The sequence below is a fragment of the Idiomarina solivarensis genome (assembly GCF_033052755.1).
Taxonomy (GTDB): Bacteria; Pseudomonadota; Gammaproteobacteria; order Enterobacterales; family Alteromonadaceae; genus Idiomarina.
Genome location: NZ_JAVFHZ010000001.1, coordinates 197,785 through 222,687, shown reverse-complemented (window position 1 = coordinate 222,687; position 24,903 = coordinate 197,785). Strand labels below are relative to the sequence as shown.

The 24,903-nt window shown below is 46.2% G+C and carries 26 protein-coding genes; 14 read left to right on the top strand and 12 right to left on the bottom strand.

The annotated features are described in order from the left end of the window. The first annotated feature begins 37 nt into the window (after positions 1-37). Genes RBK99_RS01070 through RBK99_RS01060 form a run of 3 tightly spaced genes read left to right on the top strand, consistent with a single transcriptional unit; the run spans position 38 to position 5,653 of the window. Positions 38-2,947, top strand: a complete 2,910-nt coding sequence (locus RBK99_RS01070) for a ligand-binding sensor domain-containing protein (RefSeq protein ID WP_317502801.1) — start codon at positions 38-40, stop codon at positions 2,945-2,947. Further along, entirely contained in the window at positions 2,944-3,819 is an 876-nt protein-coding gene (locus RBK99_RS01065) for an MBL fold metallo-hydrolase (RefSeq protein WP_317502800.1), read from the top strand. The genes RBK99_RS01070 and RBK99_RS01065 overlap by 4 nt, the downstream gene beginning before the upstream one ends. A 22-nt stretch (positions 3,820-3,841) precedes the next feature. Beyond that, on the top strand, positions 3,842-5,653 hold the full coding sequence (locus RBK99_RS01060; RefSeq protein ID WP_317502799.1) for a DUF885 domain-containing protein: 1,812 nt from the start codon (positions 3,842-3,844) through the stop codon (positions 5,651-5,653). Between the two features lies 1 nt (position 5,654). On the opposite strand, the gene RBK99_RS01055 is transcribed toward RBK99_RS01060, so the two are convergent. The 4 genes from RBK99_RS01055 to RBK99_RS01040 all read right to left on the bottom strand — a co-directional run bounded on the left by RBK99_RS01055 (position 5,655) and on the right by RBK99_RS01040 (position 11,129). Continuing rightward, positions 5,655-7,049 (bottom strand): phospholipase D family protein, encoded by a 1,395-nt coding sequence (locus RBK99_RS01055; RefSeq protein WP_317502798.1) that lies wholly within the window; start codon positions 7,047-7,049, stop codon positions 5,655-5,657. Beyond that, positions 7,046-8,215, bottom strand: coding sequence for a vWA domain-containing protein (locus tag RBK99_RS01050; RefSeq protein ID WP_317502797.1), 1,170 nt, complete (start codon positions 8,213-8,215; stop codon positions 7,046-7,048). The genes RBK99_RS01055 and RBK99_RS01050 overlap by 4 nt, the downstream gene beginning before the upstream one ends. 8 nt (positions 8,216-8,223) lie before the next feature. Further along, a complete protein-coding gene (locus RBK99_RS01045; protein WP_317502796.1) occupies positions 8,224-9,060 on the bottom strand; it encodes an AAA family ATPase in 837 nt (278 codons plus the stop codon). A gap of 65 nt (positions 9,061-9,125) precedes the next feature. Beyond that, positions 9,126-11,129 (bottom strand): hybrid sensor histidine kinase/response regulator, encoded by a 2,004-nt coding sequence (locus RBK99_RS01040; protein WP_317502795.1) that lies wholly within the window; start codon positions 11,127-11,129, stop codon positions 9,126-9,128. Between the two features lie 29 nt (positions 11,130-11,158). Here RBK99_RS01040 and RBK99_RS01035 point away from each other — a divergent pair, with 29 nt between their 5' ends. Further along, complete coding sequence (locus RBK99_RS01035; RefSeq protein WP_317502794.1) at positions 11,159-11,629, top strand: SEL1-like repeat protein; 471 nt, start codon at positions 11,159-11,161, stop codon at positions 11,627-11,629. A 2-nt stretch (positions 11,630-11,631) separates the two neighbouring features. Here RBK99_RS01035 and RBK99_RS01030 read toward each other — a convergent pair whose 3' ends face one another. After that, positions 11,632-12,699 carry an alpha/beta hydrolase gene (locus RBK99_RS01030; RefSeq protein ID WP_317502793.1) on the bottom strand — a complete coding sequence of 356 codons (1,068 nt, stop codon included), beginning with the start codon at positions 12,697-12,699 and terminating at the stop codon, positions 11,632-11,634. Positions 12,700-12,714: 15 nt separating this feature from the next. Further along, on the bottom strand, positions 12,715-13,038 hold the full coding sequence (locus tag RBK99_RS01025; RefSeq protein ID WP_317502792.1) for a DUF3392 domain-containing protein: 324 nt from the start codon (positions 13,036-13,038) through the stop codon (positions 12,715-12,717). Positions 13,039-13,159: 121 nt separating this feature from the next. On the opposite strand from RBK99_RS01025, the gene xthA reads away from it, so the two are divergent. Further along, on the top strand, positions 13,160-13,969 hold the full coding sequence (gene xthA, locus RBK99_RS01020) for an exodeoxyribonuclease III (protein WP_317502791.1): 810 nt from the start codon (positions 13,160-13,162) through the stop codon (positions 13,967-13,969). Between the two features lie 23 nt (positions 13,970-13,992). On the opposite strand, the gene yfbV is transcribed toward xthA, so the two are convergent. Then, a complete protein-coding gene (gene yfbV / locus RBK99_RS01015) occupies positions 13,993-14,427 on the bottom strand; it encodes a terminus macrodomain insulation protein YfbV (protein WP_317502790.1) in 435 nt (144 codons plus the stop codon). A 214-nt stretch (positions 14,428-14,641) separates the two neighbouring features. Between yfbV and RBK99_RS01010 the strand changes: the two genes are divergently transcribed. Genes RBK99_RS01010 through RBK99_RS00990 form a run of 5 tightly spaced genes read left to right on the top strand, consistent with a single transcriptional unit; the run spans position 14,642 to position 17,439 of the window. Beyond that, positions 14,642-15,115 (top strand): PTS glucose transporter subunit IIA, encoded by a 474-nt coding sequence (locus RBK99_RS01010; RefSeq protein ID WP_317502789.1) that lies wholly within the window; start codon positions 14,642-14,644, stop codon positions 15,113-15,115. A gap of 20 nt (positions 15,116-15,135) precedes the next feature. Further along, entirely contained in the window at positions 15,136-15,480 is a 345-nt protein-coding gene (locus tag RBK99_RS01005; RefSeq protein WP_317502788.1) for an arsenate reductase, read from the top strand. Then, entirely contained in the window at positions 15,477-16,607 is a 1,131-nt protein-coding gene (gene dapE / locus RBK99_RS01000) for a succinyl-diaminopimelate desuccinylase (protein WP_317502787.1), read from the top strand. Before RBK99_RS01005 ends, dapE begins: the two co-directional genes overlap by 4 nt. After that, on the top strand, positions 16,601-17,305 hold the full coding sequence (locus RBK99_RS00995; protein WP_317502786.1) for a M15 family metallopeptidase: 705 nt from the start codon (positions 16,601-16,603) through the stop codon (positions 17,303-17,305). The genes dapE and RBK99_RS00995 overlap by 7 nt, the downstream gene beginning before the upstream one ends. Then, entirely contained in the window at positions 17,281-17,439 is a 159-nt protein-coding gene (locus tag RBK99_RS00990; RefSeq protein WP_317502785.1) for a DUF2897 family protein, read from the top strand. The genes RBK99_RS00995 and RBK99_RS00990 overlap by 25 nt, the downstream gene beginning before the upstream one ends. On the opposite strand, the gene purC is transcribed toward RBK99_RS00990, so the two are convergent. From purC to dapA, 3 genes are read right to left on the bottom strand one after another with little or no spacing between them, the layout of a single operon-like run. Then, positions 17,436-18,149: a phosphoribosylaminoimidazolesuccinocarboxamide synthase gene (purC, locus tag RBK99_RS00985; RefSeq protein WP_317502784.1), complete on the bottom strand. Its 714-nt coding sequence runs from the start codon at positions 18,147-18,149 to the stop codon at positions 17,436-17,438. The two genes, RBK99_RS00990 and purC, sit on opposite strands and share 4 nt — an antisense overlap. Before the next feature lie 23 nt (positions 18,150-18,172). Then, entirely contained in the window at positions 18,173-19,261 is a 1,089-nt protein-coding gene (bamC, locus tag RBK99_RS00980) for an NlpB/DapX family lipoprotein (RefSeq protein ID WP_317502783.1), read from the bottom strand. After that, on the bottom strand, positions 19,261-20,151 hold the full coding sequence (gene dapA / locus RBK99_RS00975) for a 4-hydroxy-tetrahydrodipicolinate synthase (RefSeq protein WP_317502782.1): 891 nt from the start codon (positions 20,149-20,151) through the stop codon (positions 19,261-19,263). The genes bamC and dapA overlap by 1 nt, the downstream gene beginning before the upstream one ends. A gap of 177 nt (positions 20,152-20,328) precedes the next feature. On the opposite strand from dapA, the gene bcp reads away from it, so the two are divergent. Beyond that, positions 20,329-20,799, top strand: a complete 471-nt coding sequence (gene bcp, locus RBK99_RS00970) for a thioredoxin-dependent thiol peroxidase (RefSeq protein WP_317502781.1) — start codon at positions 20,329-20,331, stop codon at positions 20,797-20,799. A gap of 18 nt (positions 20,800-20,817) precedes the next feature. Here the strand turns inward: bcp and RBK99_RS00965 are convergent, their stop codons facing one another. After that, positions 20,818-21,897 carry an AI-2E family transporter gene (locus tag RBK99_RS00965; protein ID WP_317502780.1) on the bottom strand — a complete coding sequence of 360 codons (1,080 nt, stop codon included), beginning with the start codon at positions 21,895-21,897 and terminating at the stop codon, positions 20,818-20,820. A gap of 144 nt (positions 21,898-22,041) precedes the next feature. On the opposite strand from RBK99_RS00965, the gene bepA reads away from it, so the two are divergent. Continuing rightward, entirely contained in the window at positions 22,042-23,493 is a 1,452-nt protein-coding gene (gene bepA, locus RBK99_RS00960) for a beta-barrel assembly-enhancing protease (protein ID WP_317502779.1), read from the top strand. On the opposite strand, the gene RBK99_RS00955 is transcribed toward bepA, so the two are convergent. Beyond that, a complete protein-coding gene (locus RBK99_RS00955) occupies positions 23,485-23,934 on the bottom strand; it encodes a TlpA disulfide reductase family protein (RefSeq protein ID WP_317502778.1) in 450 nt (149 codons plus the stop codon). The genes bepA and RBK99_RS00955 overlap by 9 nt on opposite strands. A 59-nt stretch (positions 23,935-23,993) precedes the next feature. Here RBK99_RS00955 and arsC point away from each other — a divergent pair, with 59 nt between their 5' ends. Beyond that, positions 23,994-24,341, top strand: coding sequence for an arsenate reductase (glutaredoxin) (arsC, locus tag RBK99_RS00950; protein ID WP_317502777.1), 348 nt, complete (start codon positions 23,994-23,996; stop codon positions 24,339-24,341). Then, positions 24,341-24,898, top strand: a complete 558-nt coding sequence (locus RBK99_RS00945) for a flavodoxin domain-containing protein (protein ID WP_317502776.1) — start codon at positions 24,341-24,343, stop codon at positions 24,896-24,898. Before arsC ends, RBK99_RS00945 begins: the two co-directional genes overlap by 1 nt. The last annotated feature ends 5 nt before the right edge of the window (positions 24,899-24,903 follow it).

Below are 24,903 nucleotides of genomic sequence, written 5' to 3'. Positions count from 1 at the left end.
ATACCATTCAATGATGCTGATAAATAAAAGATGACTTATGAAGTACACCTTTTCCATACTGCTAGCCTGCTTTCTTTGCCTGAATTCTCCGGTGGCGACCGCTTATATAGAGCAAGGTAAAATCACTGAAAAAAAAGACCGTCTTAATGATTATTTGATAAGACACTGGGAAACTCGTGACGGCTTGCCTCACAATTCCGTGAATGAAATTATTCAGGACGACAAAGGCTACCTTTGGTTAGCTACCTGGCAGGGGCCTGCGCGTTTTAATGGCCGCCGCTTCGACATCTATGACAACCTGCGTGAAACCGGCTTGCCGGATGTTGGAATGTTTACAGCAGCCTATAGCCATTGTGATGGTAGTATTTATGTGGCCGGCAGCCGCGGAGGAATTGCTCGTTTCTATGATGGTCACTGGGAAGCGTTGCAATCGGCTCCCCCCTTTGTCAATCACTTGTACATTGATGAAAGTTGTAATCTTTGGGTTTCGACCTCAGAGCTTGGCCTGCTCGTTTATGAAAATAACCAAAGAGCAGCACAGTTCACGACGAAACACGGCTTAAACTCCCTGTTTATTTTCGAGTCGCTTATTGATAGCCGGGGCAACTTATGGGTCGCAACCAACAAAGGTTTGCAGGTGAAAAAGGCTGGGCATACGCGTTTTGAAAGTGTGCCCTCAATCCCACAGCAACTGATTACATCGCTACTTGAACTTCAAAACGGGCAGTTATTAGTCGGCACGGAAAAGGGACTCTACCGTCAGTCAAAGCAAAACGAATTTGAACGTATTTTTCCGGAAATCGAGAGCAGAATAAGTACCTTATACCAATCACCCAATAACAATATTTGGCTGGGTACCTACCGGGACGGACTCATTCGTATCAACAAGTCTGGCATTGAAATATTTAACACGGAACAAGGTCTCCCCAATAACCATGTTCTCGATATCATTCAAGATCAGGAAGGCAGCTTTTGGGTCGCGACGCACGGTGGTCTGGTTCAATTCAGAGATGCCTTATTCACAACCTATACAAAAAAAGATGGATTAACCGGCAACTATATCAGAGCAATAGCTGAGAATAGTAATGAAGAACTTATCGTTGGCTCCAGCCATGGATTATCAGTCATTAATGACTCCGGAATATCGCCTTTGGGGCAAGGCACCGTATTACCCGAGCAGTCGGTCTTATCTTTAGCCTATGATCATGAGCAACAGCTTTATATAGGGACCTACACCGACGGACTGTATATTTGGGACGGCACTAAAATAGTCAATCATTTTGATAGCGACAACTTGTTGAAGACCGATGAGATTCGCCAAATAGCGCTGGCCCCCAAACTTGGTGCTTTTCTGGCGACCCCTGCCGGGCTCACCCACTTATACAAAAATGCTAAAGGGGAGCGAGTTTCCCAGCATCTGTCCCAAAATGATGGGCTGACCAATAACTACACAACCGCCTTATATCTAGACAGCAATGGGACGCTCTGGGTCGGTTCTGCAAGAGGCGTTGTCAGTATCAAAATTACGGCAGAAGACGATCAGTACCGTTACCAGATTGCCCCCGTCGATTTAACGCCGCTTAACAATGCGGAGCTCGCATTTCATATTACCGAACAAGCTGGCTATTTGTGGATGGCAACCGATCGTGGGCTCATCGTTCATAACCTTGAACAAGATACCTGGCAAATTTTCAACCGAGATCACGGGCTACCGTTTGACAACTTCATGTCCGTAGCATTTGACGGCGATGGCAACCTTTGGTTAGGTTCAAATCGCGGTCCTGTAATGGTTGAGCATGATTCTTTTACTAAGGTATTAAAGGGTGAGGCTGATACACTTAATGTTCAGCGTTATACCGAAGTAGACGGCCTGGAAAGCGCTCAAATCAATAGCGGCGGCCCCTCAATGTTGCAGACTCAAGATGGTAATATCTGGCTCGCTACCAGTAAAGGTGTTTCCGAAGTCGATCCTAACACCATCACTGAAATCGGAAACCTGCCACCGGACGTTAATATTGAGTCCGTAAAAGCAGACAATGAGACGGTTATATTTGGTGAGGAATTAGTAGCTGAGACCGACCGTATTGCATTTGAATTTGTTGCTCCCGGTTACCTTATGGCTGAACAGATCGATTATCAAGTACGCTTAGTTGGCTTTGATAAAAGTTGGGTGAATAAAGGCTCCCTCAATTCAGCTGAGTACACAACTCTGCCCGCCGATGACTATGTGTTCCAGGTTCGTGCTCGATACCCTGGCGGGCAATGGAGCCAGCCCGATTACTTCGCTTTCCGGCAGTCTGCACATCTTTGGATGCAGCCCTGGTTTTGGATTGTTGCGTCGTTAGTGGTCGCGCTGCTGACCCTAGTAGCCGTAAGAGCGCGTCTTGACCAGCACAATAGAACACGACTGCAGCTAGAACAGATGGTTAAAGAAAAAACCGCTGATTTAGAAACAATGGCGCGCCAAGATCCTCTAACGAATCTGGGAAATCGTCGTGCCTTCGATGAACACTTACAACATGAACTCAACCGGTGTCGCCGCGACGGCACATACTTAAGCCTTGCTATTCTGGATATTGACTACTTTAAAAAAGTGAATGACCGCTTTTTGCATACCGTTGGCGATAAAGTATTGATTCGATTAGCTGAGGTACTGAACGATGAAATTAGAGATATTGATTATGTGGCCCGTTGGGGTGGTGAAGAGTTCGCTGTTTTGATAACCAATTCTGAACTTGAAATGGCTAAGGAAGCAAGCGAGCGAATGCGGGAGCGTATTGCCGCAACCAATTTCAGTGACTTGGTTGAAGACTTAAAAATTACCGTTAGTATTGGTGTAGCCAGCAGCTACCATTACGCTGATCATTCCAGTTTACTCGTTGCTGCCGATCAAGCTTTGTATCAAGCGAAAGCGTCAGGTCGCAACCGAGTGGAGTCAAAACCATGAATAACAACAATTGCGTTCAGGTCAAAGAGTTTCTTGATGATGACAGCGAAACGTTCAGTTACGTTGTTTACGATGCTGAAAGTAAAGGCGCAGTGATTATCGACCCCGTACTCGACTTTGATTACGCCTCTGGTAAAACCTATACCCAAAGCGCTGAGCGCATCATTCGTTTTGTACAAGAAAAGCATTTAGACGTGGCCTGGGTACTGGAAACACACGCTCATGCCGATCATTTAAGTGCAGCGCCTTTCCTAAAAGAACAGTTAAAAGCGCCTATTGCCATTGGCGAACATATCACCGAAGTGCAAAAAATATTTAAACAAGTCTACAATCTTGATAAAGAATTTCTGCCTAATGGTGAACATTTTGACCGGCTTTTGAAAGACGGTGATGTTTTTCATGTAGGCAACATGACGATCCGGGTCATCCATACACCGGGGCATACACCGGCAGATATCGCCTATCTCATTAATGAAAGCAAAGTCTTTGTTGGCGATACGTTGTTTAACCCCGATGTTGGCACAGCACGATGTGACTTCCCGGGCGGTAGCGCCAGCACTCTATATCAGTCTATTCAAACGTTGTTTAAGCTTGATACTACAACTGAAATGTATATTTGCCACGACTATCCTCCGGAGGGACGTGAACATCAATGCAAGACGTCTGTCGGGGAGCAAAAGCAGAACAATATTCACGTGGGAAAAAACACCAGTGAAGAGCAGTTTGTCAAATGGCGGGAAGAACGCGATGCAACGTTAAATATGCCTCGCCTGATCATCCCTGCTATCCAGGTCAACATCCGTGCCGGGCAGCTCCCGCCCGCTGAAAATAACGATACCGTTTACTTAAAGGTTCCGTTAAATCGTCTATAACTTATAGCAGGTACTTAGAACGATGAAAAAAACCACTCTCGCTATTTCGTTTTCGTTACTTTTGGCGGCTTGTGGTCAGCCATCGCAGACGGCTACAAACGAAGAACAACAAAAAAGCACAATTAAACAATCTTCTCCGAGTAAACAACTGCAAGCAATATACAAAAACTACTTTGAAGAACAACTACAGATTAACCCGTTACTGGCAACCTATATTGGTGATAACCGCTACAATGACGAGCTTCCCAATTTTTACTCGGAAACATACCTGGAAAAGTCGTTAGAACTTGAGAAACGCTATTTACAAAAGTTAGACAGTATTAACGCAGACCAATTGCCGCGTTCGGAAAAGATTAGCTATGACATTTTTAAACGCGATCGAGAGTTAGCAATTGAAGGGGCCAAGTACCCTGATCATCTGCTGCCAATTAATCAATTTTATAATATCGCCAATCGCTTAGCTTTGCTCGGCTCAGGGACCTCCGCGCAGCCATTCAATACAGTCGAAGACTACCGTGCCTGGGCCAGTCGCATGGAAAAAATTCCGAGGCTGTTTGACCAGGCAATAGAGAATATGGAAAAAGGCATCAAACAAGATATTGTTCAGCCTCGTGTTTTAATCGAAAAAGCAATTCCGCAAATTGATGCACAGATCACCGAGAACATTACCGAAAGTATTTTCTGGCGCCCTGTTGATAACTTGCCGGAGAACATAGCAGAAACAGATGCTGAAGCTATTCGAAAACAGTACCAGGATATTATCTCTAATACCGTTATGCCCGCCTATCAAAAACTCAGTGACTATCTGAGTAGTGACTATTTACCAGAAGCTCGCACTGAAACTTTCGGTTTAGGCCAGCTTCCGGGGGGAATGAAATGGTACCAACATAAAATAGAGGACAATACGTCGACGGAGCTCAGCGCCGATCGTATTCATAAAATTGGTCTGGACGAAGTTGCCCGCATTCATGATGAGATGCGTGACATTATAAAAGAAACCGGCTTTGAAGGTGATTTGAAAGCTTTCTTCGACTTTATGACCAACGATAAACAATTCATCTACGACAGCCGGGAGGAAATGGTCGAAGACTATCGTTCACTGCGCAGTGCTGTTGACGATAACGTCGGAGAACTGTTTAATATCTTTCCTGAAGCAGAATACGAAGTTCGTAAAGTAGAAGAGTTTCGTGAGCAGTCAGCAAGCTCCGGTTCTTATCAATCGGCCCCTATAGATAACTCACGTCCTGCCATTTTTTATCTAAATACCTACGATTTAGGCTCACGGCCCAGTTGGGCGAAAACAGCCCTGTTTCTACATGAAGCGGCGCCTGGACACCATTTTCAAATATCGATACAGCAGGAACTGGAGGAATTACCGAAATTTCGTAAATTTGGGGGCGAAACTGCTTATACAGAGGGTTGGGGGTTATACGCAGAGTCCTTAGGTTACGATATGGGCCTCTACAGTGACCCTTACCAACGTTTCGGCCAACTCGCTGCCGAACTATGGCGATCTATTCGCCTTGTCGTCGATACCGGTATACACGCAAAAGGATGGACTCGCCAACAGGTATTAGATTATATGTACGACAACGCGCCTGTTGCCGAAGCCCGAGCAGTATCTGAAGCAGAGCGATTCATGGCGCTGCCAGGGCAAGCCTTAGCCTACAAGATTGGCCAGCTTAAGATTAGTGAATTGCGTCGCCATGCAAAAAATAGGTTAGGCGACAAGTTCGATATCAAAGCATTCCATCGTGTGATTTTAGAAGATGGGGCTGTCCCACTTATCATACTCGAGCGCAAAGTTAGGCGCTGGGTAGCACAACAGCTTTAAATTAGAGTAAGTGATCAACCGGTAACCTGGCGGTTAACCAAACCGCCAGTCGCCGCCAAATACCGGCTCCAGGCTCTTTATAAAGCCGGACTGCCGGTATTTTACTTTTATCCAACCAGTACAGTTTATAAAACCTATTGAGCCGGGTTTCATAAGTTCGTAACGGCAGTTCATGCTCAAACATGGCATTAATTCGCTCAGCCATCTCTGCAGATTCAATTAGCAGCCCAGATTCTGTATTAATTTGCGCTGAGCGGGTATCAAAGTTAAAAGAACCGACAAACACCTTTTCTGCGTCCACAATGACCGTTTTTGCATGTAAACTCGATGCCGAGCGCCTAAAGTACGGCCGAATATCTTTACGTAACGGCTTTTCTTCTGAGCGACGCAACTCGAACAATTGAACACCCGCCAATAGCAGCCGCCGGCGGTGCCGTTGGTACCCCGCGTGCACAGCCGGTACGTCAGTCACCGCTAATGAGTTGGTTAACACCCTGACTTTGACACCTTGCTCGGATAATTGCTCCAACTCCTTCACACCGTCAGGTGTTGGCACAAAATAGGGGGAAACTAGAACGACAGAGCGTCGTGCCGCTCCTAAAACCTTTGTCAGCTGATGAGTCACCAACCGTTGCGGTCTGCTATTGAGCTTTGCCTTTAAAGGATCGTCGCTGACAACCACTGCTGTCGCCTCGTACCAAACATCTGAATCGACTTGGGGAAGCCCCTGCAAATGCTCATCAGAAAGCACGAACTCATGCAGATCCTGTAGCTCCGGTTGCTTTTGATACTTTAACCAAATGTCCTCAAATAGTCGGACTCGTTCAGGTGATTTTATCGCACTGATAGGAATAGACAACGGACATGCCCAGTAGTGTTGCCAATCTTCAAGTAAGGTCTTAACGACCTGTCCTTTTGCGATCACGTCGAGGTCGGAGAAAAGTTGGCCCGCATGGGTACCAAAGTACTCATTGCCAATATTACGACCGCCAACGATGCCGACTTCCCCGTCCACCAGCAACGCTTTATTGTGCATGCGTCGATTCATTCGCTTAAAATCAGTAAGCCAGTTCAACCAGCGCCAGCGACGGTGCTTAAACGGATTAAAAAGCTTAATATTAAAATTAGAGCGGGAAGATAAGTCGTGTAATAAAATCTCTAACGGCTTGCTGTGCAAATCATCCAACAGGAGATCAACTTTGACGCCGCGCTCCACAGCGTCGAGCAGTTCTTTCAACAAGGTTAATCCACTACTGTCCGGGCGCCATAAATAATATTGCAATGCGATATGATGCCGCGCTTTACGTATCAGCCTCACGCGTTCAATAAGTGCCTGGTGAGCCTCTTCCAAAAGCAGAAACCGATTACCGGATGAGGTCGTTAGTAAAGTATTCATTTTATCTTACTTATCGCCCTTTCGAGCCCGTCCAGAGTTAACGGATACATTCGTCCACCGACTAAATCATGAACCATTCTTACCGACATGTAATAACGCCAATGTTCTTCTGGTTGAGGGTTAAGCCAGGCGACTTTTTCAAAGTGTCGGGTTAAACGATTCAACCAGGCTTCACCGGGTTCTTCGTTCCAGTGCTCAACACTCCCCCCGGGATAAGCTATTTCGTACGGACCCATAGTGGCATCACCAACAAATAAGAGCTTATAGTCCTCGCCATAAGTTTGGATTAACTGCTCCGTTGAAATTTGTTCTTCTCGCCGCCGTGAGTTTTCGCGCCATACCCCTTCATAAACACAGTTATGAAAGTAAAACAACTCCAGGTGCTTAAACTCATTTTTTAACGCGGTAAACAATTGTTCGCATTGATATACGAAATCATCCATCGAGCCGCCAACATCCAACAACAGAATGATTTTAACCGCATTGTGGCGTTCAGACTGCCACTTCAGATCAAGTAAGCCGCCTTTTTTAGACGTGGCTTCGATGGTTCCATTTAAATCAAGCTCGCTGGCTGCACCGGTTCGTGCAAACTGACGAAGTTTTCTAAGCGCAACCTGAAAACCACGTTGCTCTAGTCGGGCGTTATCGTCAAGATCTCGGAACTCTCGTTTGTCCCACACTTTGGCTGCGCTGCGATTTCGATTACCGTCCTGCCCAATTCGGATACCTCCGGGATGGTAGCCGTAAGCACCAAAAGGTGATGTTCCGCCTGTGCCTATCCATTTAGAGCCACCCTGATGGCGTTTCTGCTGCTCCTGCAAACGCTCATGGAAAGTTTTCATTAATTCATCAAGACTTCCCAACTGCTGTACTTTTTGCTTCTCTTCATCGCTCAGATTACGCTTAAGTGCATTCTCCAGCCAGTCTTTGGGGATTTTCTCAGTCACATCGACCTTGGCAACCTTGTCGACGTACTCACTAAAGGCTCTATCAAATTTGTCGTACTGCGACTCATCTTTGACCAGAATAAGCCGGGACAAATAATAAAACTGCTCCACATCAGCAAAGGCTAAGTTGGCTTTCATGGCACTTAATAAATCCAGCCATTCGGTAATACTGGTTTTAAGTCCATGTCGCCGCAGGGTTTGAAAAAAATCAATAAACATAGTGCTGGTTAGCGCCGTTGAATGCGAGCGTACTCAGCCAGGCGTTCGACATCCTGTTCGTGCTTGAGCAAAGCACCCGACAAAGGCAGCAACCCGCCTTGTTCTCGGCTTTTCTGAAGATCATCAGCGTCAATGTCTTCCACTAACAATAACCGCAACCAATCCAGTAGCTCAGAGGTCGATGGCTTTTTCTTTAACCCGGGCACGTCTCGTAGTTCGAAGAACAACGCAAGAGCCGTGTCCAACAAGTTACTTTGTAGTTTAGGAAAGTGAACATCCACAATGGCCTTTAAGGTGTCACTGTCCGGGAACTGAATGTAGTGGAAAAAGCAGCGGCGTAAAAACGCATCGGGTAACGCTTTTTCGTTGTTTGAGGTAATCAAAACAATAGGACGCTGCTGCGCTTTTACCTGTTCTCCGGTTTCGTAAACATGAAAAGCCATCTGATCCAGCTCATGCAATAGGTCATTTGGGAATTCAACATCAGCTTTATCAATTTCATCAATTAGCAACACCGGACGCTTATCGGCAGTAAACGCTTGCCAGAGTTTTCCCGGACGAATGTAGTTACTAATGTCATGAACTTTTTCACTACCCAGCTGGCTGTCACGTAAGCGGGACACTGCATCGTACTCGTATAAACCCTGTTGCGCTTTTGTTGTTGACTTAATTGACCATTGCAACAACTCCGTATCTAACGCACTTGCCAGTTCCTCGGCAAGTCGGGTTTTCCCGGTGCCGGGTTCACCCTTAAGCAGTAACGGCTTTTCAAGTGTTACAGCGGCATTAACCGCCGTTGCTAACTCTTGTGATACGACATACTGAGAACTGCTGCTAAAATCCATTCTTCTATCCCTAATTAAGCTTAAAAACTGCGGCTATGGTACAACAGACACTTTGCCTGTGCTAATCAGAGACCACTGTCTGGAGGTATTTTATCAAAGCGTTCAAGCACCTTCGCAATGTCGGCCTTAACAAAAGGCTTTGTTACATAGTCGTTCATGCCTGAACGCAATGCCTGGGTTCGGGTTTCAGGGTAAGCATCAGCGGTGAGTGCAATGACGTAGGGCTGATGAATGTCCATAGCGCGTAAAGTAAGAGTTGCCTGCATACCGTCCATATGAGGCATATGCAAATCCATAAACAGTACGTCGTATTTTCGCGACTGCAACATTTTCAGTGCGGTCTGAGCGTCGCTCACCAAATCGACTTTTTGGTTTAGCGATAGCAGCATTTCTTTGATGATCAGCTGGTTAATTTTATTGTCATCAACAACCAAAATCTGTCTTTCTACTAGTGGAGGTATTGCAGGCGGTTTAGGTTCATGCCCCCCTCCAAGCTGAACGTTCATTGGCAAGCTAAGAGTAAAACAAGAACCAACGCCAGGCTTGCTATCCACCTGAATCGTACCATTTAGTAGCTGTACTAAATTACGCACAATGGCCAAACCCAAGCCACTGCCACCCTCGGCACGGTTAAAGCCATCCTGTTCTTGCTCAAACAACTGCCAAATGCGCTTAGTATCGTGAATACCGACGCCTGTATCCTGGACTTTTACCACCAGCTCACCTTGGCTCTTCTGTTGGGCATTTTGATACCAGCTGGCGGAGAGTGCTATCGAACCCTGTTGAGTAAATTTAAGCGCGTTACTGACTAAATTACTCACCACTTGTGCCACCCTACCCTGATCCATTAGCGTTCTTTCAGGAATGTCACCACTGATATCAACCACAAAGTCGAGTTTCTTATTTTTCACTGGTTGTTCAAACAACTTAACAATATGACTTATCACCTCTGCCGGAGAGTGAACCCCGAGAGACACTTTTAATTGTCCTTCTTCTGCGCGCGTTAAATCCAGAACATCATTCAACGTCGTTAACAGGTAATCGCCACTGTTTTTTATCGTTTCCAATAGTTGCTGCTGATGTGAATCTAAATCGGTTGACTCAAGTACCGAGGCTATGCCCAGAATACCGTGCAGAGGGGTTCTAATCTCATGCGACATATTCGCTAAAAACACATTTTTTGCACGAGCTGCCTTGCGTGCATTTAATTCTGCTTTTTTCTGTTCTGTAACGTCGGTAACCGTGCCGGTATACCGTACCGCTTTACCTTCACTGTCCCGCTCTATAATTTTTCCGCGATCCAACACGTAAACCCAGTGCCCGTCCCGGTGTCTTATCCGGTGCAAACTCTCGTAAAAAGGAGTAATACCATCCAAGTGCTGTTTTATCGCTTGCCATACTCTGTCATAGTCTTCCGGGTGCATACGGCTGGACCAGCTCTCTACCGTGGCATCGAGCTCGCTTGAATCCCAACCAAACATATTGGCCCAGCGTTCATTAAAAATCGTGACCCCGGTTTGCGGGTTCCACTCCCAGGTTCCCAGCCGCGTTGCGTCCAAAATGAGCTGTAATCGGTTACGTTCCATTTCAAGCGCAAGCTGCAGCTGTTTACGCTCAGTTATATCAATCAAATAACCGTAAAGGTGATTGCTTCCGTCGTCTTGTTTAATAACTACCGTTGTATCAGACACCCATACATCCCTTCCCTGAATATGTCTTACACGGTAATCCTGGTGCGTTATCGACGATCCTGAAGCGCCGCTGAGTAAGGTCTCAACTTCGCTCATCACTCGAGGTAAATCATCCTTATGAATAAGGTCTCGATATTCAATTTCACGCGTTTCTAAACGCTGTTTTTTAAGCCCCAGTAAGTCTTCGATATTGTCTGAAACAAACAGAACCGGCCATCCGGGGGAGTCTTCCCAGACAAATAAGCTTAAACGACTGCCAACATTAAGTAGGGCCGCCAGGTTTTCATTGGAAACGGGTGTTCTCATTAACTCTAGCTCAAGTTTTGTGCTTTCTTCCGGCCAGTTTGCCGCAATAGTAACTTGGTGTACACTGACCAAAATAATAACATAGAAACGACAATACTCAGATGGCTCAGGCAAACGTCAATGAATGGCAAACTGCCCTGCTTACGCAGGTTGATCAACTCATAGAGTTGGCTAAGACGCGGTTGCCCGGAAAACAACACCCCGTTATTCGTGGACCTGAGTTTTGGCAACGTTTTGCTAAACATCATTACGTGCGAGCCGCAGACTTACTCAAGGCCGGGCAAGGATTTGAGGCAGCGAAGCATTTTCGCCGTGCCGCTTTGTTCGGTCACAGTAAAGCGATGCTGTATCTAGGCCAGATGTTTTTACAAGGTAAAGATTTACCGGAAAGTGCTTTTCACGCGTGTTGCTGGCTAACCCTGGCCGACAGAGCGGGAGAGACAGAAGCCGAGAAAATAATCAGTCACTTTCTGCATAAGTTGACCGCGCGACAATTGAACAGCGCTCGTCAGCTGGCCGCCGAGCGCTTCGAACAAATATGTGACGCCAGTTTTGACGTGCATGGTTTATAAAATTAAGGAAGCCACAGTTGAGTTTTTTCCCGCAACTTGTCTGTAGCCACCCAATCCTGAAGTTGATCGGCCATACGTTTTCCAGCATCAACCGCTTTTTCCCAGTAATCAATGCGAGTCGCAGCATCAAGTTTTGCAAAGTCGGTGCGATCGGGGATTTTCCCGTATGGCAATGACTCAATAAAGTCCTCTGATGGGCTAATGAACACCACTTGAGGCCATTTTTTTCCAGTCGTCCGCCGCCAGCTTAATCGTTTATCAAACCAGCCCGGAATGGCTTCATTATGAAAGTGGGGGTAAAGCACCAGTCCATTTACGTCAGAAAAGTCTAGATCGAAGTGGTAATCGGTCACCCCACCATCTCGATAGGTTCCCGTGGGGGCCCCTGGAATATCGACAACCCCGTCCAACACCAGTGGAATCGAACCCGTGGCTAACAACGCTTGCTGAAAATTCGACTGAGTCAGTTCGACATGGTGGGTAGGTAGATCTTGCCACCCTTTTGAAAAACTCAGATCAGATTGCGGATGATGAAAAATAACGCGCTCATAAAATCGTCCTAACCAGCGACGGTTGAGACTATTCGCAAACGCAGAGCTCAGCAGACCCAACATTTGCTTTTTCGTTTCAGCAGCTGTCCAGCCTCGGCAACGTGCGACAATAAAATGATGACGGACCGCCGACTGCCCCAAAATTTCGGTGACCGCCTGATCAGGTACATACTTGGCTAGGAGCTCTTTGGCTTCACTGGTAATTTCATCTTTGTCCGGATTCGCACTGTAGGTTTGAGTTCTATATAGACGACAAAATAAATCACTCGCGGCGACAGGATCTTGCTGACCAAGTGCCGCAAAGCGCCAGGCTCCGGCCGATGTTCCAAGGGTATTTAGCGGTTCTTTCTTATGCTTGAAAAACTCACCAAAAAGCCATTTATCAAGCCCCTGAAGCACAAACCATTTAGGACCGCCGGACGCGCCTAACAGCAGACCGATATCATCAGCAGTCAGCCCTTGCTCCTGAATGTGCTGATAAGCCGATGCTCCGGCCTTTATGTTAATCCAATCTGTCATACAACGTTCCCTGTCTTATAATTGTCGTTTTCTTTCAGCTAGAAAGCCGAGCAAGAAAAGTATTCCTACTGTGCTTAGCGCGAGCAAATGTAATGGAATGAGGCTTAACCATCCCGCTAAAACTGGCGTGAACCAAACCATTAACCAGCCGTATCCAAACGCACAAACCACAATGAAAACCAACGTTCGGAAAACAAAATGCCAATGACCCACTTGCCGCTTAACCATGCGGTTAATCTCAGACCCATAAATGACCAATAAAGTAGCAATAATCATCATTGCTAATTCGTAAAAATGTGGGCGGATCATGACACCCAAATTATTTAGCACATTCTGCACGCTAATACCTCTCTAAACAGCATCGCTCGATTATACGAATTTTCTGCCACTTTCGCATCCCAAGTTTGTTCTTCGCTGTGTTATCCTAAGGTAATAAAGAGACTTATTTACAGGACCTTCTATGAAAATCATTTCATTCAATATCAATGGCATACGAGCAAGATTACATCAGTTACAAGCATTGATTGATAAGCACCAGCCAGATGTTATCGGCTTGCAGGAAACTAAGGTTCATGACGACCAATTTCCTCTGCAGGATGTTGAAGCTATGGGTTACCACGTCATTTATCACGGTCAGAAAGGCCATTACGGGGTGGCAATGCTGAGTAAAAAACCGTTGGAAAACCCACAGTTCGGGTTTCCTTCGGACGATGAAGACGCTCAGCGTCGGATGATTATGGGGGATTACCCACTTGCCGACGGCAGCCATGTGCGCATCCTGAATGGTTACTTCCCACAAGGCGAAAGTCGCGACCACCCAACGAAATTCCCGGCCAAAGAAAAGTTCTATCGGGACTTAATGAGTTACCTGAATAACGACCTGTCACCGGAACAACCTGTTATTGTTATGGGTGATGTAAATATCTCACGAATCGATTTAGACATCGGTATTGGTGAAAACAACGCAAAACGTTGGTTAAGAACCGGCAAATGCAGTTTCCTGCCGGAAGAACGGGAATGGATGCAAAAACTAATGGACTGGGGCTTTACCGATACCTATCGGCAATTAAACCCGGATGTGGATAATCAGTTCAGTTGGTTTGATTATCGTTCGCGCGGCTTTGATGACAACCGCGGGTTACGAATTGATCTGATTCTGGCAACTAGAAAGCTGGCAGAACAATGCGAGGACAGCGGTATCGACTACGACCTTCGGGGTATAGAAAAACCCTCTGATCACGCCCCCGTATGGTCCACCTTTAAAGCCTAACCTTTTAGTACCGTCGGTTGAGGTTAATGCTCTTCCGGCGGTAATGTTTCCAGCGCCTTACGCAAGATAATAGCCAGATCCATATATTCAGGACCTTTCTCACCTTGCGGCTGGCATTCCACACCCTGCTTTCGTAGCTTGTCCCTAAGTTCTTTATACCAATGTTGCAAGGTCGGTTTTAGTTTTTGGCGCGATCGCCACCCAAGCCAGTACAACCCCTGAAGCGGCAAACTCAGCATGATAAGTGACAGCATTAAACCCGGCGCCAGTTGCTCTGGTGACATAAACTGCCAGGTGAGCACAGCGTTTAGTACTGCAATACCCGGAATCCAGCTAATGGCTTTGCGCGTTACCGGTATTATCCGTGACTCAGCCATCGCGGCGACAACCGAATGATGAGGCCATTTATCGGCATACACCTTTCCATCTCTTAAAACTTCAAAAAATGAACGACTCATGAATACCTCTTAAACCAATACGCTGTAATTATAACCGATCAGCGGCGGATTGTACGATATTCAAACTTTAAATATTATCTTTATTTATCAATAGATTACCACCTTACAACCGTGTAGTACACAAAGATATCCACAGTTAATGTGGATACAGTTGCACCCAGGCTTTAGCTTTGCCACTATACTATCTGAATTACTCAGTAACAGGGTGTCAGCAGTGACGACAAGTCAGTTCCCTTCTATTTATGCACCAATAACCGGACGGGTGATCACAGTACAACCGTCTGCTCTGGTTTGTCAGCACGGTCTACTTGGAAAAGGCATTGTCATAGAAATGACCGGCAGTACCTTATACGCCCCTTCTGACGGGGCCTTAACCCATATCAGTAGTAGTGGCGACTACTTGTCCCTGCGCCTAAATGACACTTACTCTCTCCAGTTAGTCACGGGTTCGGGCGATTCCTTCGGGAGTCATCCAGCACTTAGCGTACTTTGCCGTAAGCAACAACAGGTTAAATTCGGTGACCCACTGGTAAAGATTAACCAATCGCTATTACGCAGTTTAAAGCCTATGCAACAGCGCCTTACGGTACTGCTCTGCTCACCTGCGTCCGAGCAAATCACCGAACCATTTAATTGGCTGGAGTCAGGACTTGTTACCGCAAAAGACAGTTCACTTATTACTTATTAACACCGACAGGAGCTGTACCTATGTTGCGCGTTTATGGCATAAAAAACTGCGATACCGTTAAAAAATCTCTTAAATGGCTAGATAAACACGAACTTGCTTATGAATTTATCGATGTTCGCCAGTCGCCTCTGCAACAGGAAACAGTAAGCCATTGGTTAAAGCAGCTTCCGGCTGAGTCTTTATTAAACAAACGTAGCACCAGTTGGCGTAACCTGTCTGATGAACAAAAGTCATTGGACGATTCCGATGCTATAGCCGCTCTTGTCGCTGAGCAACCAACATTATTTAAGCGGCCGCTGGTTGAATCAGATGACAATATTCACTGTGGTTTTAATGATAAAGTCTGGAGAGACCGTTACTTATGAGTTCAGAAACGTTAAAACTTGCTCACGACCTGATTTCCAGACCTTCTATTACCCCTGAAGATGAAGGCTGCCAGGAACTCATTGGCCAGCGGCTTGCGGCATTAGGCTTTAACCTCGAACCAATGCTCTTTGAGGACACCAGCAACCTTTGGGCTCGTCGAGGGCAAGGCCGGAAACTGTTTTGTTTTGCCGGTCATACCGATGTGGTCCCGCCTGGCGATGTTAACGACTGGCGATTTCCACCGTTTCAGCCAACGTTGCATGATGGTTATTTGTACGGTCGAGGTGCTGCTGATATGAAAGGCAGTCTGGCAGCCATGATTACGGCAACAGAACGTTTCATTGAAGATTACCCAAATGTCGATGCTGACATCGGTTTTCTTATCACCAGTGACGAAGAAGGACCCTTTGTTAACGGTACCAAACGGGTTATCGAAACATTGCAGGCACGTAATGAAAGTATTGATTGGTGCATTGTAGGCGAACCATCCAGTACCGACATGCTTGGCGACGTCGTAAAAAATGGACGCAGAGGCAGTTTGACCGGCGACCTGACCGTTCTGGGCATTCAGGGGCATGTTGCATATCCTCATCTGGCACAAAACCCGGTCCATGATCTGGCGCCGGCACTCAGCGAATTAACAAAAGAGACGTGGGACAACGGCAACGCCAGTTTTCCGCCAACAACCTTTCAGGTATCGAACATTCAGGCAGGTACAGGTGCCGGAAATGTTATACCCGGGCGAGTTGATACTCAATTTAACTTCCGCTTCTCGACCGAGCTGACAGCGGAAGAAATCAAGCAGCGCGTCGCAGTGATACTTGATAGACACGAGCTAAAATACCATTTGCAATGGAAATTAAACGGCCCACCGTTTTTAACAGAGTCAGGGAAATTGGTTGAAGCCGTTCAGTCCGCCATTGAACACGAGTGTGGTTTCTCAACAGTCCTGTCGACCGCGGGGGGAACTTCCGACGGCCGCTTCATTGCTCCTACCGGAGCTCAAGTTATTGAGCTCGGCCCTGTGAATGCAACCATTCACAAAGTAAACGAATGTGTTAAAGCCAGCGATTTAGATAAACTCAGTGAGGTTTATTACCGTTGCATGGAGAAGCTTTTATGTTGAGCAATACAGAGCTTACCGGTGCATCAGAAACGCATTTGGTTACAGTGGATGGACACAAACTGCATCCGGCTGCCGCTGACGCCTACCTCACTATGCAAAAAGAGGCTGTTGCCAGTGGTCTTGAACTGGCCATTGCCAGTGGCTTCCGCTCGCTGGACAGACAACTGTCCATATGGAATCGCAAGTGGCGAGGCAAGTTACCTCTTTTGTCCGAACAAGGGGAGTTACTTGACCCCTCTCGTTTAACTGACACGGAGAAAATGCACGCTATTTTGCATTGGTCCGCGTTACCTGGAAGCAGCCGTCATCACTGGGGCAGTGATTTTGATTTGTATGACCCGCGACCTTTTCAAAACAGCGAACTCAAGTTGCGTCTGGTACCCGCGGAGTATATTGATTCGTCAGGACCTTGCCACAAACTTTGGCAATGGTTAACGCAACACGCTCATGAAAGTGGTTTCTTCTTTCCGTACGCCCGTTATCAGGGGGGAGTCGCACAGGAGCCATGGCACTTGAGTTACCGTTCCGTATCAAAAGAATGTCAGCGACAGCTCAGTCTGGAAACGTTGAAAGACACCATTAACTCACTCGCTATCGAAGGCAAACGTACTATTCTTGAGAATCTGGCACCAATAAAAAGGCAGTACATAGACACTATAACGGAGGATGACGGATGGACGAATATTTGGTGTGGTTAATAATATTATTAGTTGTTGGCGTAGTGGTCAGTAATATTATGGTGCTGAAATATACCGCTAAATTCAAATGGCCTGGTGCGAAATCGTCCAAAACTGAAGACGACTCCGACCAGGACACTGATACTAAAGACTAATCCAGCTCGACACCTAAGCGCTTGGCAACTTCGCGATAGGCTTCAACGACACCGCCTAAGCCCTGACGGAAACGATCTTTGTCGAGCTTTTCACGCGTTTTAGCATCCCAAAGACGGCAGCCATCCGGCGTGAACTCATCACCGAGCATGATTTCACCGTCGAACACACCAAACTCAAGCTTATAATCCACTAGTAACAGACCTGCATCAGCAAACAACGCTTTCAGAACATCGTTCACCTTAAAAGTCAGCTCTTTCATTCTCGCAATTTGCTCTGCGCTTGCCCAACCAAATGCCTGGATATGATATTCATTAACCATAGGATCATGCAGTGCATCATTCTTTAAAAAGAACTCGAAAGTTGGAGGCGTCAGCTCTTTACCTTCTTCAACACCTAAACGGCGCACCAAAGAGCCAGCGGCCACATTACGGACAACACACTCTACCGGAATCATATCCAACTTTTTGACCAAAGAGTCAGTATCGTTCAGGCGCTCGTCCAACTGAGTCGGAATACCAGCCTCTTCCAGCCTGGCCATAATAAAGTGGTTAAACTTATTGTTCACCATTCCTTTATCATCCAGTTGCTCGACTTTTTCACCATCGAACGCTGAAGTATCATTACGAAACTCCAGAATTAGACGATTCGGATCATCGGTATGGTAGACCGTTTTTGCTTTTCCCCGATACAGTTCACTGCGTTTTTCCATGAATCTTTCCACTCGCGCTTAAGTTAAAGTTTGCTTTGCTTCTTAACCGAATTTTTGAAGGCCTCAAACACTTTATTAACCCATTCGTCAGAAACAACTTCATCGTTCTGATAAACCGTAACTGAAGTATCTTCACCCTCTTCCAGTAACCGGAATTCGTACTCGCCTTCAGCTATACCAAGAGCTTCGTAGTCATCACCACCCATGAACAAAAATCCGCTGCCAGGCTCACTGTACTCGACAAAATAAGTTCCTGATTCTCGGTTTAAATCTTCAACGTCAAAGCCAATATCTTCAAGTACCAAGTTAACCAGAGGCCAAACTTGCTCAAAGCTGTCTTTGACTATAAAGACCGAGTGTCCAGCGCTAGTCTTCGATAGTAACGTATCAATACCTTCCGCTTTTTGACGGGCAACAGCCATTTGCTGTTCACGGTTTACTTCAGAAATAATGGCATTAAGTAAATCAGCTTCCAGATTCCGAACAACTAAAGGAGCTACTTTTTTCTGCTTACCATCAATATTCTGCGAAAAGTCATCCACATTAACCTGTAAGCTAGTGCTACGCTGGTGCGACTCAGTCTGCTGAATCAACTCATAGCGAAACGTTCTTTCAAGAACACTTTCACTTTCACCACCAATACCCAGAAAACCGCCCTCGCCTTCAATGCTTTGCTCAACGGTCATTTGCTCGGTAAGCCAGCGGTTCTCGCCAACATTTTCCCAGGCAATATTGCGACGTTCTAAAACATCTTTCGCCGCAGCACGAACAAATTCAGTCACTGAATCCCCCATGCCGTCAACGATATCGAAATAGACCCGAGTTTCGGTTTCGCTTTCTGATACTCGGGCACCTAACGCAATAGGACGCACTTGCTGAGGAGCGGTAATGTTGACCCGACGCCCAACCATAGAGGAGTCGGCGTTAGTATCGGGAATGCGATATTTAGTGCCTTTCTCGGGCTCTTCCAACCCTTGTGGAATATCCAGCGCTGCAGTAGGTTGAATATTGACATAATCAAACCCTCCACTCGCACGTTCCTTCTCCACTGACGAACAACCAGTGACCACAGCGGCAACTACGCCTATCAACGCGAGGCGAGACAATTTCATTAAGACTCCTGAATATTCAGTAGGTTTGCTTTCTGTAACACTGACTCAATCAACTGTTGATTTGACTCTTCCGGAGGCGTCAGTGGCAGACGATAATTAGCACTTACCCAACCCATTAAGGCCAACGACCATTTCACAGGGATCGGGTTGGATTCAATAAATAGCATGTTATGCAAAGGCTCCAGCTCGGCATCAATCTGACTGGCAAGTTGTTTATCACCGGACAACGCCGCCGTAACCATTGCTTTTATTTTCTCGGGGACAATATTAGCAGTCACGCTGATAACGCCATCGCCGCCGGCAAACATAAACTCACGTGCGGTGGGATCATCACCACTGAGTAAGATGAAATCGTTACCACAACGCTGCTTAAGTTCCTGTACACGGCTAACGTCGCCAGTCGCTTCTTTAATACCAACAACGTTATCAATTTTGGCTAACTGCTCAACCATCTCCGGGGTCATATCAAGACTTGTACGGCCAGGAACATTGTAAAGAATTTGAGGTTTATCGGTTACATCAGCACACGCTTGATAGTGCGCGATGAGCCCCGTCAGGGAAGGCTTATTATAATAAGGCGTTACATTCAAAAAACCGCTGACGCCGGCTTGCGTCATTTTCTCAGTGAGTTGAACCGCTTCACTGGTCGAGTTTGACCCGTTCCCGGCAATAATTTCAATACGCCCAGCACTTAATTCAACCATCGCATTAACGACATCAATGTGCTCTTCATGCGTTAAGGTCGTTGACTCCCCGGTTGTGCCAACAGCTACAATAGCGTCTGTACCCGCTTCGCAATGTTTGTTGACCAAGAACTCAAGTTCACTGTAATCGACATTGCCGTATTTTGTAAAAGGGGTAACTAAAGCGACAATACTGCCCTTAAGCATACTTTCTCCAAGTCCTGAATTGGGGCTCCAATGGTAATGCCAGCCCCGACGAAACACAAGTGATAGGAACGTAAGTTACCAAGAAGGTTCCGTAAACTTTTACCGCTAAGGCATTTTCCAAGCTTGCTTGTGTCCGCTATCATATTGGCACCGTTCACTAAGTTCCAGGAGAATACAATGCAAACACTCACAGAAGGTGATAAAGCACCGGATTTTACTCTACTTGATGCTAATGAAAATTCAGTCAGCTTATCAGCATTATTAAAAGAACACAGAGTGTTGGTTTATTTTTACCCAAAAGCCATGACCCCAGGTTGTACTGTGCAGGCACAAAACTTAAGAGACAGTCGCAAAGAACTGGAAGAATTTAATGTTGTTTCTGTTGGGATCAGTCCTGACGCCCCTAAGCGCCTGGCTAAATTTGCTGACAGAGATGAACTTAATTTTACCTTACTTAGCGACGAAGACCATCAAGTTGCCGAAGAATTTGGCGTGTGGGGTCTGAAAAAGTTTATGGGCAAAGAGTATGACGGAATACACCGCATTAGCTTTCTTGTGGAGCAGGATGGAACCGTGTCAAAAGTATTTAATAAATTTAAAACAAAAGAACACCACGAGGTTGTACTCGAGCATCTGAAGCAAGCTTAAACTATCAAAAACACCGCCTTAGAGCGGTGTTTTTTCATCTACATTTTGCGCGCTTTCACCACCCCATGCCGTTAATACCGCTTTCACCAAACTTGCCAGAGGAATTGCGAAAAACACCCCCCAGAATCCCCATATCCCGCCGAATATCAATACTGCGGCTATTATATACACTGGGTTTAAACTTATCGCTTCAGAAAATAATAACGGCACGAGCAAGTTACCGTCCAGAGCCTGGATAACCAAATAGGCAACCGTAACCCAAACAAAGGGCCCGGTTGGGCCAAATTGAAATAGCGCCACCAAAACCACCGGTATCGTCGCAACTGCCGCACCAATATAGGGAATTAAAACAGACAAACCCACCATGATGGAAAGCAAAGCTGAATAGCGCAGGCCAAACAGACTGAAGGTGACAAAAGTTACGGCCGCAACCACCACCACCTCAATGGCTTTGCCACGAATGTAGTTCATAATTTGTAGATTCATCTCTTGCCCTACCTGCGAAATCAACTGACGGTTTGATGGCAGCAAGCGACTGAAATGCGCGATTAATACATCGCGGTCTTTTAGCATAAAGAAAATTAATAACGGCACAATGATTAGGTACACCAGCATCGCCATTATGTTGACGATAGAAGCTAATGAAACCGTCAATAAGCTCTCGCCTAAACCAACCACCCGACGTTTCATTTCCTGGGTGAACTCATTAATCTGGTTATCATCAACAATGGTTGGAAACATTTCAGGGAGCTTATGCAGCCAGATTTGTAAATTAGTGACCATATCCGGCAGTTCCTGGATCAAGGTCGTACTTTGCTGCCAGATAACAGGCACCAGTGTCAGCAACAGGAATAGCATCAGAGCTAAAAATAAGGAGAACGTTATTATGGTTGCGCTTAACCGGGATAAGCCTATTTCCATTAGTCTCATTACTGGCCAATCCAGTAGGTAAGCCAACGAAATGGCAATGAGTAAGGGCGCCATCAAACTACCAAAAAAAACAATAATTAATACGGTAACCACCAATAACAAAAACAAGGTGACAGCGTTCGGATCAGCAAATTTTCGTTGATACCATTGATTAATGTATTCCAGCATAGCCCAGTTCTCTTGAGTTTTATTACAATGATAATATCAGTCCTTGCAATCTTTCGATAACCCCATAGAGTAAAAAGGAACTAAAGATTACAAATTAGCTCTTAAGAAAGAGTCAATCCGTTTCAGTTAGCCAATGAGTTGTTGATGTCCACCAAAACAGTGCATTTTTTAATCGCGTGCTTATTTTCTTTCGCCTTAAGCTATAGCGCCGGAAGTGCTGCGGCACAAGCTCACCAGAACCTACCGGAAATTGGAACCACCGGTGCCGCCTTTATGAGCATAGAGCGCGAACAGGTTGTCGGTGACTTTTACATGCGCCAGGTACGCGCGCAGGCTCCCATTATTTACGATCCCGTATTAAACAGCTATTTGAACAGTATTGGACAGCGTCTGGTCAGAAATACCAGTGGTGTGCGCTATCCCTTTAATTTTTTCTGGATAAACAATAAAGAGATTAACGCTTTCGCTTTTATGGGCGGGTATGTTGGCGTACACACAGGGCTTATAAACGAAGCCAGGACTGAATCAGAGCTGGCAGCGGTGCTTGGTCACGAAGTAGCACACATAACCCAGCGACATATGGTTCGCCGTATGCAAGAACAGCAGCGTAGTATGCCCATGACCATTGCCGGTATTATCGGTTCTATCCTAATTGGTATGGCCAATCCAGAAGCCGGCGCTGCTGGTCTTTACGCGACAATGGGAATGGCTGGACAGTCACAAATTAATTACACCCGAATGTATGAACAAGAAGCCGACCGAATTGGCCTCTCCGTACTTGCTAACGCAGGCTTTGACCCCAGAGGGGCCCCAAACTTTTTTGCACGACTTGCAGAAAAGTACCGCTACGTTAGCAAGCCGCCGGAAATGCTGCTGACACATCCCTTGCCAGACTCTCGTATAGCCGACACACGCGCCAGAGCCGAAAATATGCAACGTGTTAATATCGCTCCGAGTCTTGAGTTTGCTCTCGCAAAAGCCAGGATCCAGGCGCGCTATATGAACGAGGCTTCCGCAAGTAACTTCGAATCGATGCGCTTAAGTCGTGATCCCATCGAGCAAAAGGCCGGACAGTATGGTCTAGCCATACGCGCTCTGGACAACGGCAATGCTGAAATAGCTCAGAAACTGATAAAACCGTTGTTGGACAATGCTCCGGACAATTTATTTTATATCGATGTTCAAACCGATATTCTCCTGGCAAAAAAAGAGTACGATACCGTTGTCAACTGGCTGAGAGGGAAATACATTCAACAACCGACTGAGCCGGTTATTACCCTAAACTTTGCTAATGCTGCGCTTCAGGCAGAGAATACCGCTTTAGCCGAGCAGCTCCTGCGCGACTTCTTATTGCGTGAACCCAAACATACATTAGCCCTTGACCTTCTTACCCAGGTATATGATCGCAGCGGTAAACGCGCGGCCATGTATGAAACGCGGGCGGAAGCCCTCGCCTTAAGGGGCAACTTCAGACTTGCTGTTGATCAGCTGCATGAAGCGCACAACCATACGGACAATACCTTAACGCATAAGCGACTGAATGCCCGTATTGATCAGATAGAGAGTTTAGAACAGCAAGTTCAGCAGTTAATGTGAGCTAACGGCTTTATTGAGAGACTCTAAATCTTGCTCTCCCATCAATGGTCCTTTAACACTGCCATTCGGTTTGATCACATAGGTTGCCGGCAACATTTGGGGTCGCTGAAAAGGAAATTTCGGCGCGGGGTTCATTAGCGCAAGCTGGAACTCAATACCATGGCGCTTCTTAAGCTCCGCAAGCTCGCTGTTAGACATAGGATCAAAGCTGACACCAATTAACTTCACATCCTTTGCCTTTTTTTCATTAAAGTCATTAAGTTCCGGAAGCTCTCGCAAACAAGGAGCGCACCACTCTGCAAAGTAATTCACCACGACCGTTTTACCCTCAAGGTTTGACCAAATAAAGGTTTCGTTTTCATCGGTGACAACATCCGGCTCTTGCGAGCAGGCACTGATTAATACAACAAAAGCCGCGCAGACGAGCGTTCTCAGTTTCATTCCTTACCTCAATTACGTTACTATTAACCCATACTTAGATACTACAAGGTACGATACTTATGAGCCAAATCACAATTTATCATAATCCTCGTTGCTCAAAATCAAGACAAACTCTGGAGCTGCTCCAACAAAAACAGGTTGAGCCAAACATTGTAGAGTACCTTAAGACACCGCCCAATGCCGCAGAATTAAAAGGTATCTTGGATAAACTAAACTTTTCTGCTGAACAACTTATGCGAAAAAAAGAAAGCGTGTATAAAGAGTTAGGCCTGGCAGGTGTCAGTGACGAAGATGAGTTGATTACAGCCATGATTAATAACCCCAAACTTATTGAGCGCCCTATCGTTATTCATGGGAATAAAGCCGCTATTGGCCGTCCTCCTGAAGCTGTATTGGACATTTTATAATGACCCGGGTCGTTATTCTCTACTACAGCCGCAACGGTGCAACGCAACTCCTTGCCGATGCCATTGCAGAAGGGATCACGGCCGCCGGTGGCGAAGCCGTTTTAAGAAGTACTGGTCACGGTAGCAATGCGGTAAGCGATCGAGATCTCGAAATTGAAAATGCTGACCTTGAAAGTTGTGATGCACTCATTTTAGGAAGCCCAACCCGATTCGGCCATATGGCTTCAAGCCTGCAGAAGTTTTGGGAAGGCACCTCTCGTGAGTGGTTACAGGCAACCTTAGCGGACAAACCCGCAGCAGTTTTTACCTCCTCCAGTTCACTGCATGGCGGTCAGGAATCCACACTATTAACCTTATCGTTGCCTTTGTTACACCATGGCATGCTACTGGTTGGCATTCCCTATTCGGAGCCAGCTCTGCACCAGACTCAGTCAGGTGGTTCGCCCTACGGTGCCAGTCACCACGCGCAGAGCAGTAAGTTAACCGAGCATGAGCGTCAATGCGCTGTCGCCTTAGGTAAAAGGGTTACAGAAACTGCTTCTAAGCTCTCATCATAGGATTT

Coding starts and splice junctions, on each gene's coding strand:
- RBK99_RS01030 (WP_317502793.1), bottom strand. CDS start 12,699: ATGACAGATTGGATTAACATAAAGGCCGGAGCATCGGCTTATCAGCAC.
- bcp (WP_317502781.1), top strand. CDS start 20,329: ATGCAAACACTCACAGAAGGTGATAAAGCACCGGATTTTACTCTACTT.
- RBK99_RS01035 (WP_317502794.1), top strand. CDS start 11,159: ATGGCTCAGGCAAACGTCAATGAATGGCAAACTGCCCTGCTTACGCAG.
- dapE (WP_317502787.1), top strand. CDS start 15,477: ATGAGTTCAGAAACGTTAAAACTTGCTCACGACCTGATTTCCAGACCT.
- RBK99_RS01055 (WP_317502798.1), bottom strand. CDS start 7,049: ATGAATACTTTACTAACGACCTCATCCGGTAATCGGTTTCTGCTTTTG.
- RBK99_RS01060 (WP_317502799.1), top strand. CDS start 3,842: ATGAAAAAAACCACTCTCGCTATTTCGTTTTCGTTACTTTTGGCGGCT.
- RBK99_RS01050 (WP_317502797.1), bottom strand. CDS start 8,215: ATGTTTATTGATTTTTTTCAAACCCTGCGGCGACATGGACTTAAAACC.
- yfbV (WP_317502790.1), bottom strand. CDS start 14,427: ATGAGTCGTTCATTTTTTGAAGTTTTAAGAGATGGAAAGGTGTATGCC.
- RBK99_RS01005 (WP_317502788.1), top strand. CDS start 15,136: ATGTTGCGCGTTTATGGCATAAAAAACTGCGATACCGTTAAAAAATCT.
- RBK99_RS01065 (WP_317502800.1), top strand. CDS start 2,944: ATGAATAACAACAATTGCGTTCAGGTCAAAGAGTTTCTTGATGATGAC.
- RBK99_RS00955 (WP_317502778.1), bottom strand. CDS start 23,934: ATGAAACTGAGAACGCTCGTCTGCGCGGCTTTTGTTGTATTAATCAGT.
- RBK99_RS00965 (WP_317502780.1), bottom strand. CDS start 21,897: ATGCTGGAATACATTAATCAATGGTATCAACGAAAATTTGCTGATCCG.
- RBK99_RS00995 (WP_317502786.1), top strand. CDS start 16,601: ATGTTGAGCAATACAGAGCTTACCGGTGCATCAGAAACGCATTTGGTT.
- RBK99_RS01045 (WP_317502796.1), bottom strand. CDS start 9,060: ATGGATTTTAGCAGCAGTTCTCAGTATGTCGTATCACAAGAGTTAGCA.
- RBK99_RS00945 (WP_317502776.1), top strand. CDS start 24,341: ATGACCCGGGTCGTTATTCTCTACTACAGCCGCAACGGTGCAACGCAA.
- RBK99_RS00990 (WP_317502785.1), top strand. CDS start 17,281: ATGGACGAATATTTGGTGTGGTTAATAATATTATTAGTTGTTGGCGTA.
- bamC (WP_317502783.1), bottom strand. CDS start 19,261: ATGAAATTGTCTCGCCTCGCGTTGATAGGCGTAGTTGCCGCTGTGGTC.
- xthA (WP_317502791.1), top strand. CDS start 13,160: ATGAAAATCATTTCATTCAATATCAATGGCATACGAGCAAGATTACAT.
- dapA (WP_317502782.1), bottom strand. CDS start 20,151: ATGCTTAAGGGCAGTATTGTCGCTTTAGTTACCCCTTTTACAAAATAC.
- RBK99_RS01070 (WP_317502801.1), top strand. CDS start 38: ATGAAGTACACCTTTTCCATACTGCTAGCCTGCTTTCTTTGCCTGAAT.
- arsC (WP_317502777.1), top strand. CDS start 23,994: ATGAGCCAAATCACAATTTATCATAATCCTCGTTGCTCAAAATCAAGA.
- purC (WP_317502784.1), bottom strand. CDS start 18,149: ATGGAAAAACGCAGTGAACTGTATCGGGGAAAAGCAAAAACGGTCTAC.
- bepA (WP_317502779.1), top strand. CDS start 22,042: ATGTCCACCAAAACAGTGCATTTTTTAATCGCGTGCTTATTTTCTTTC.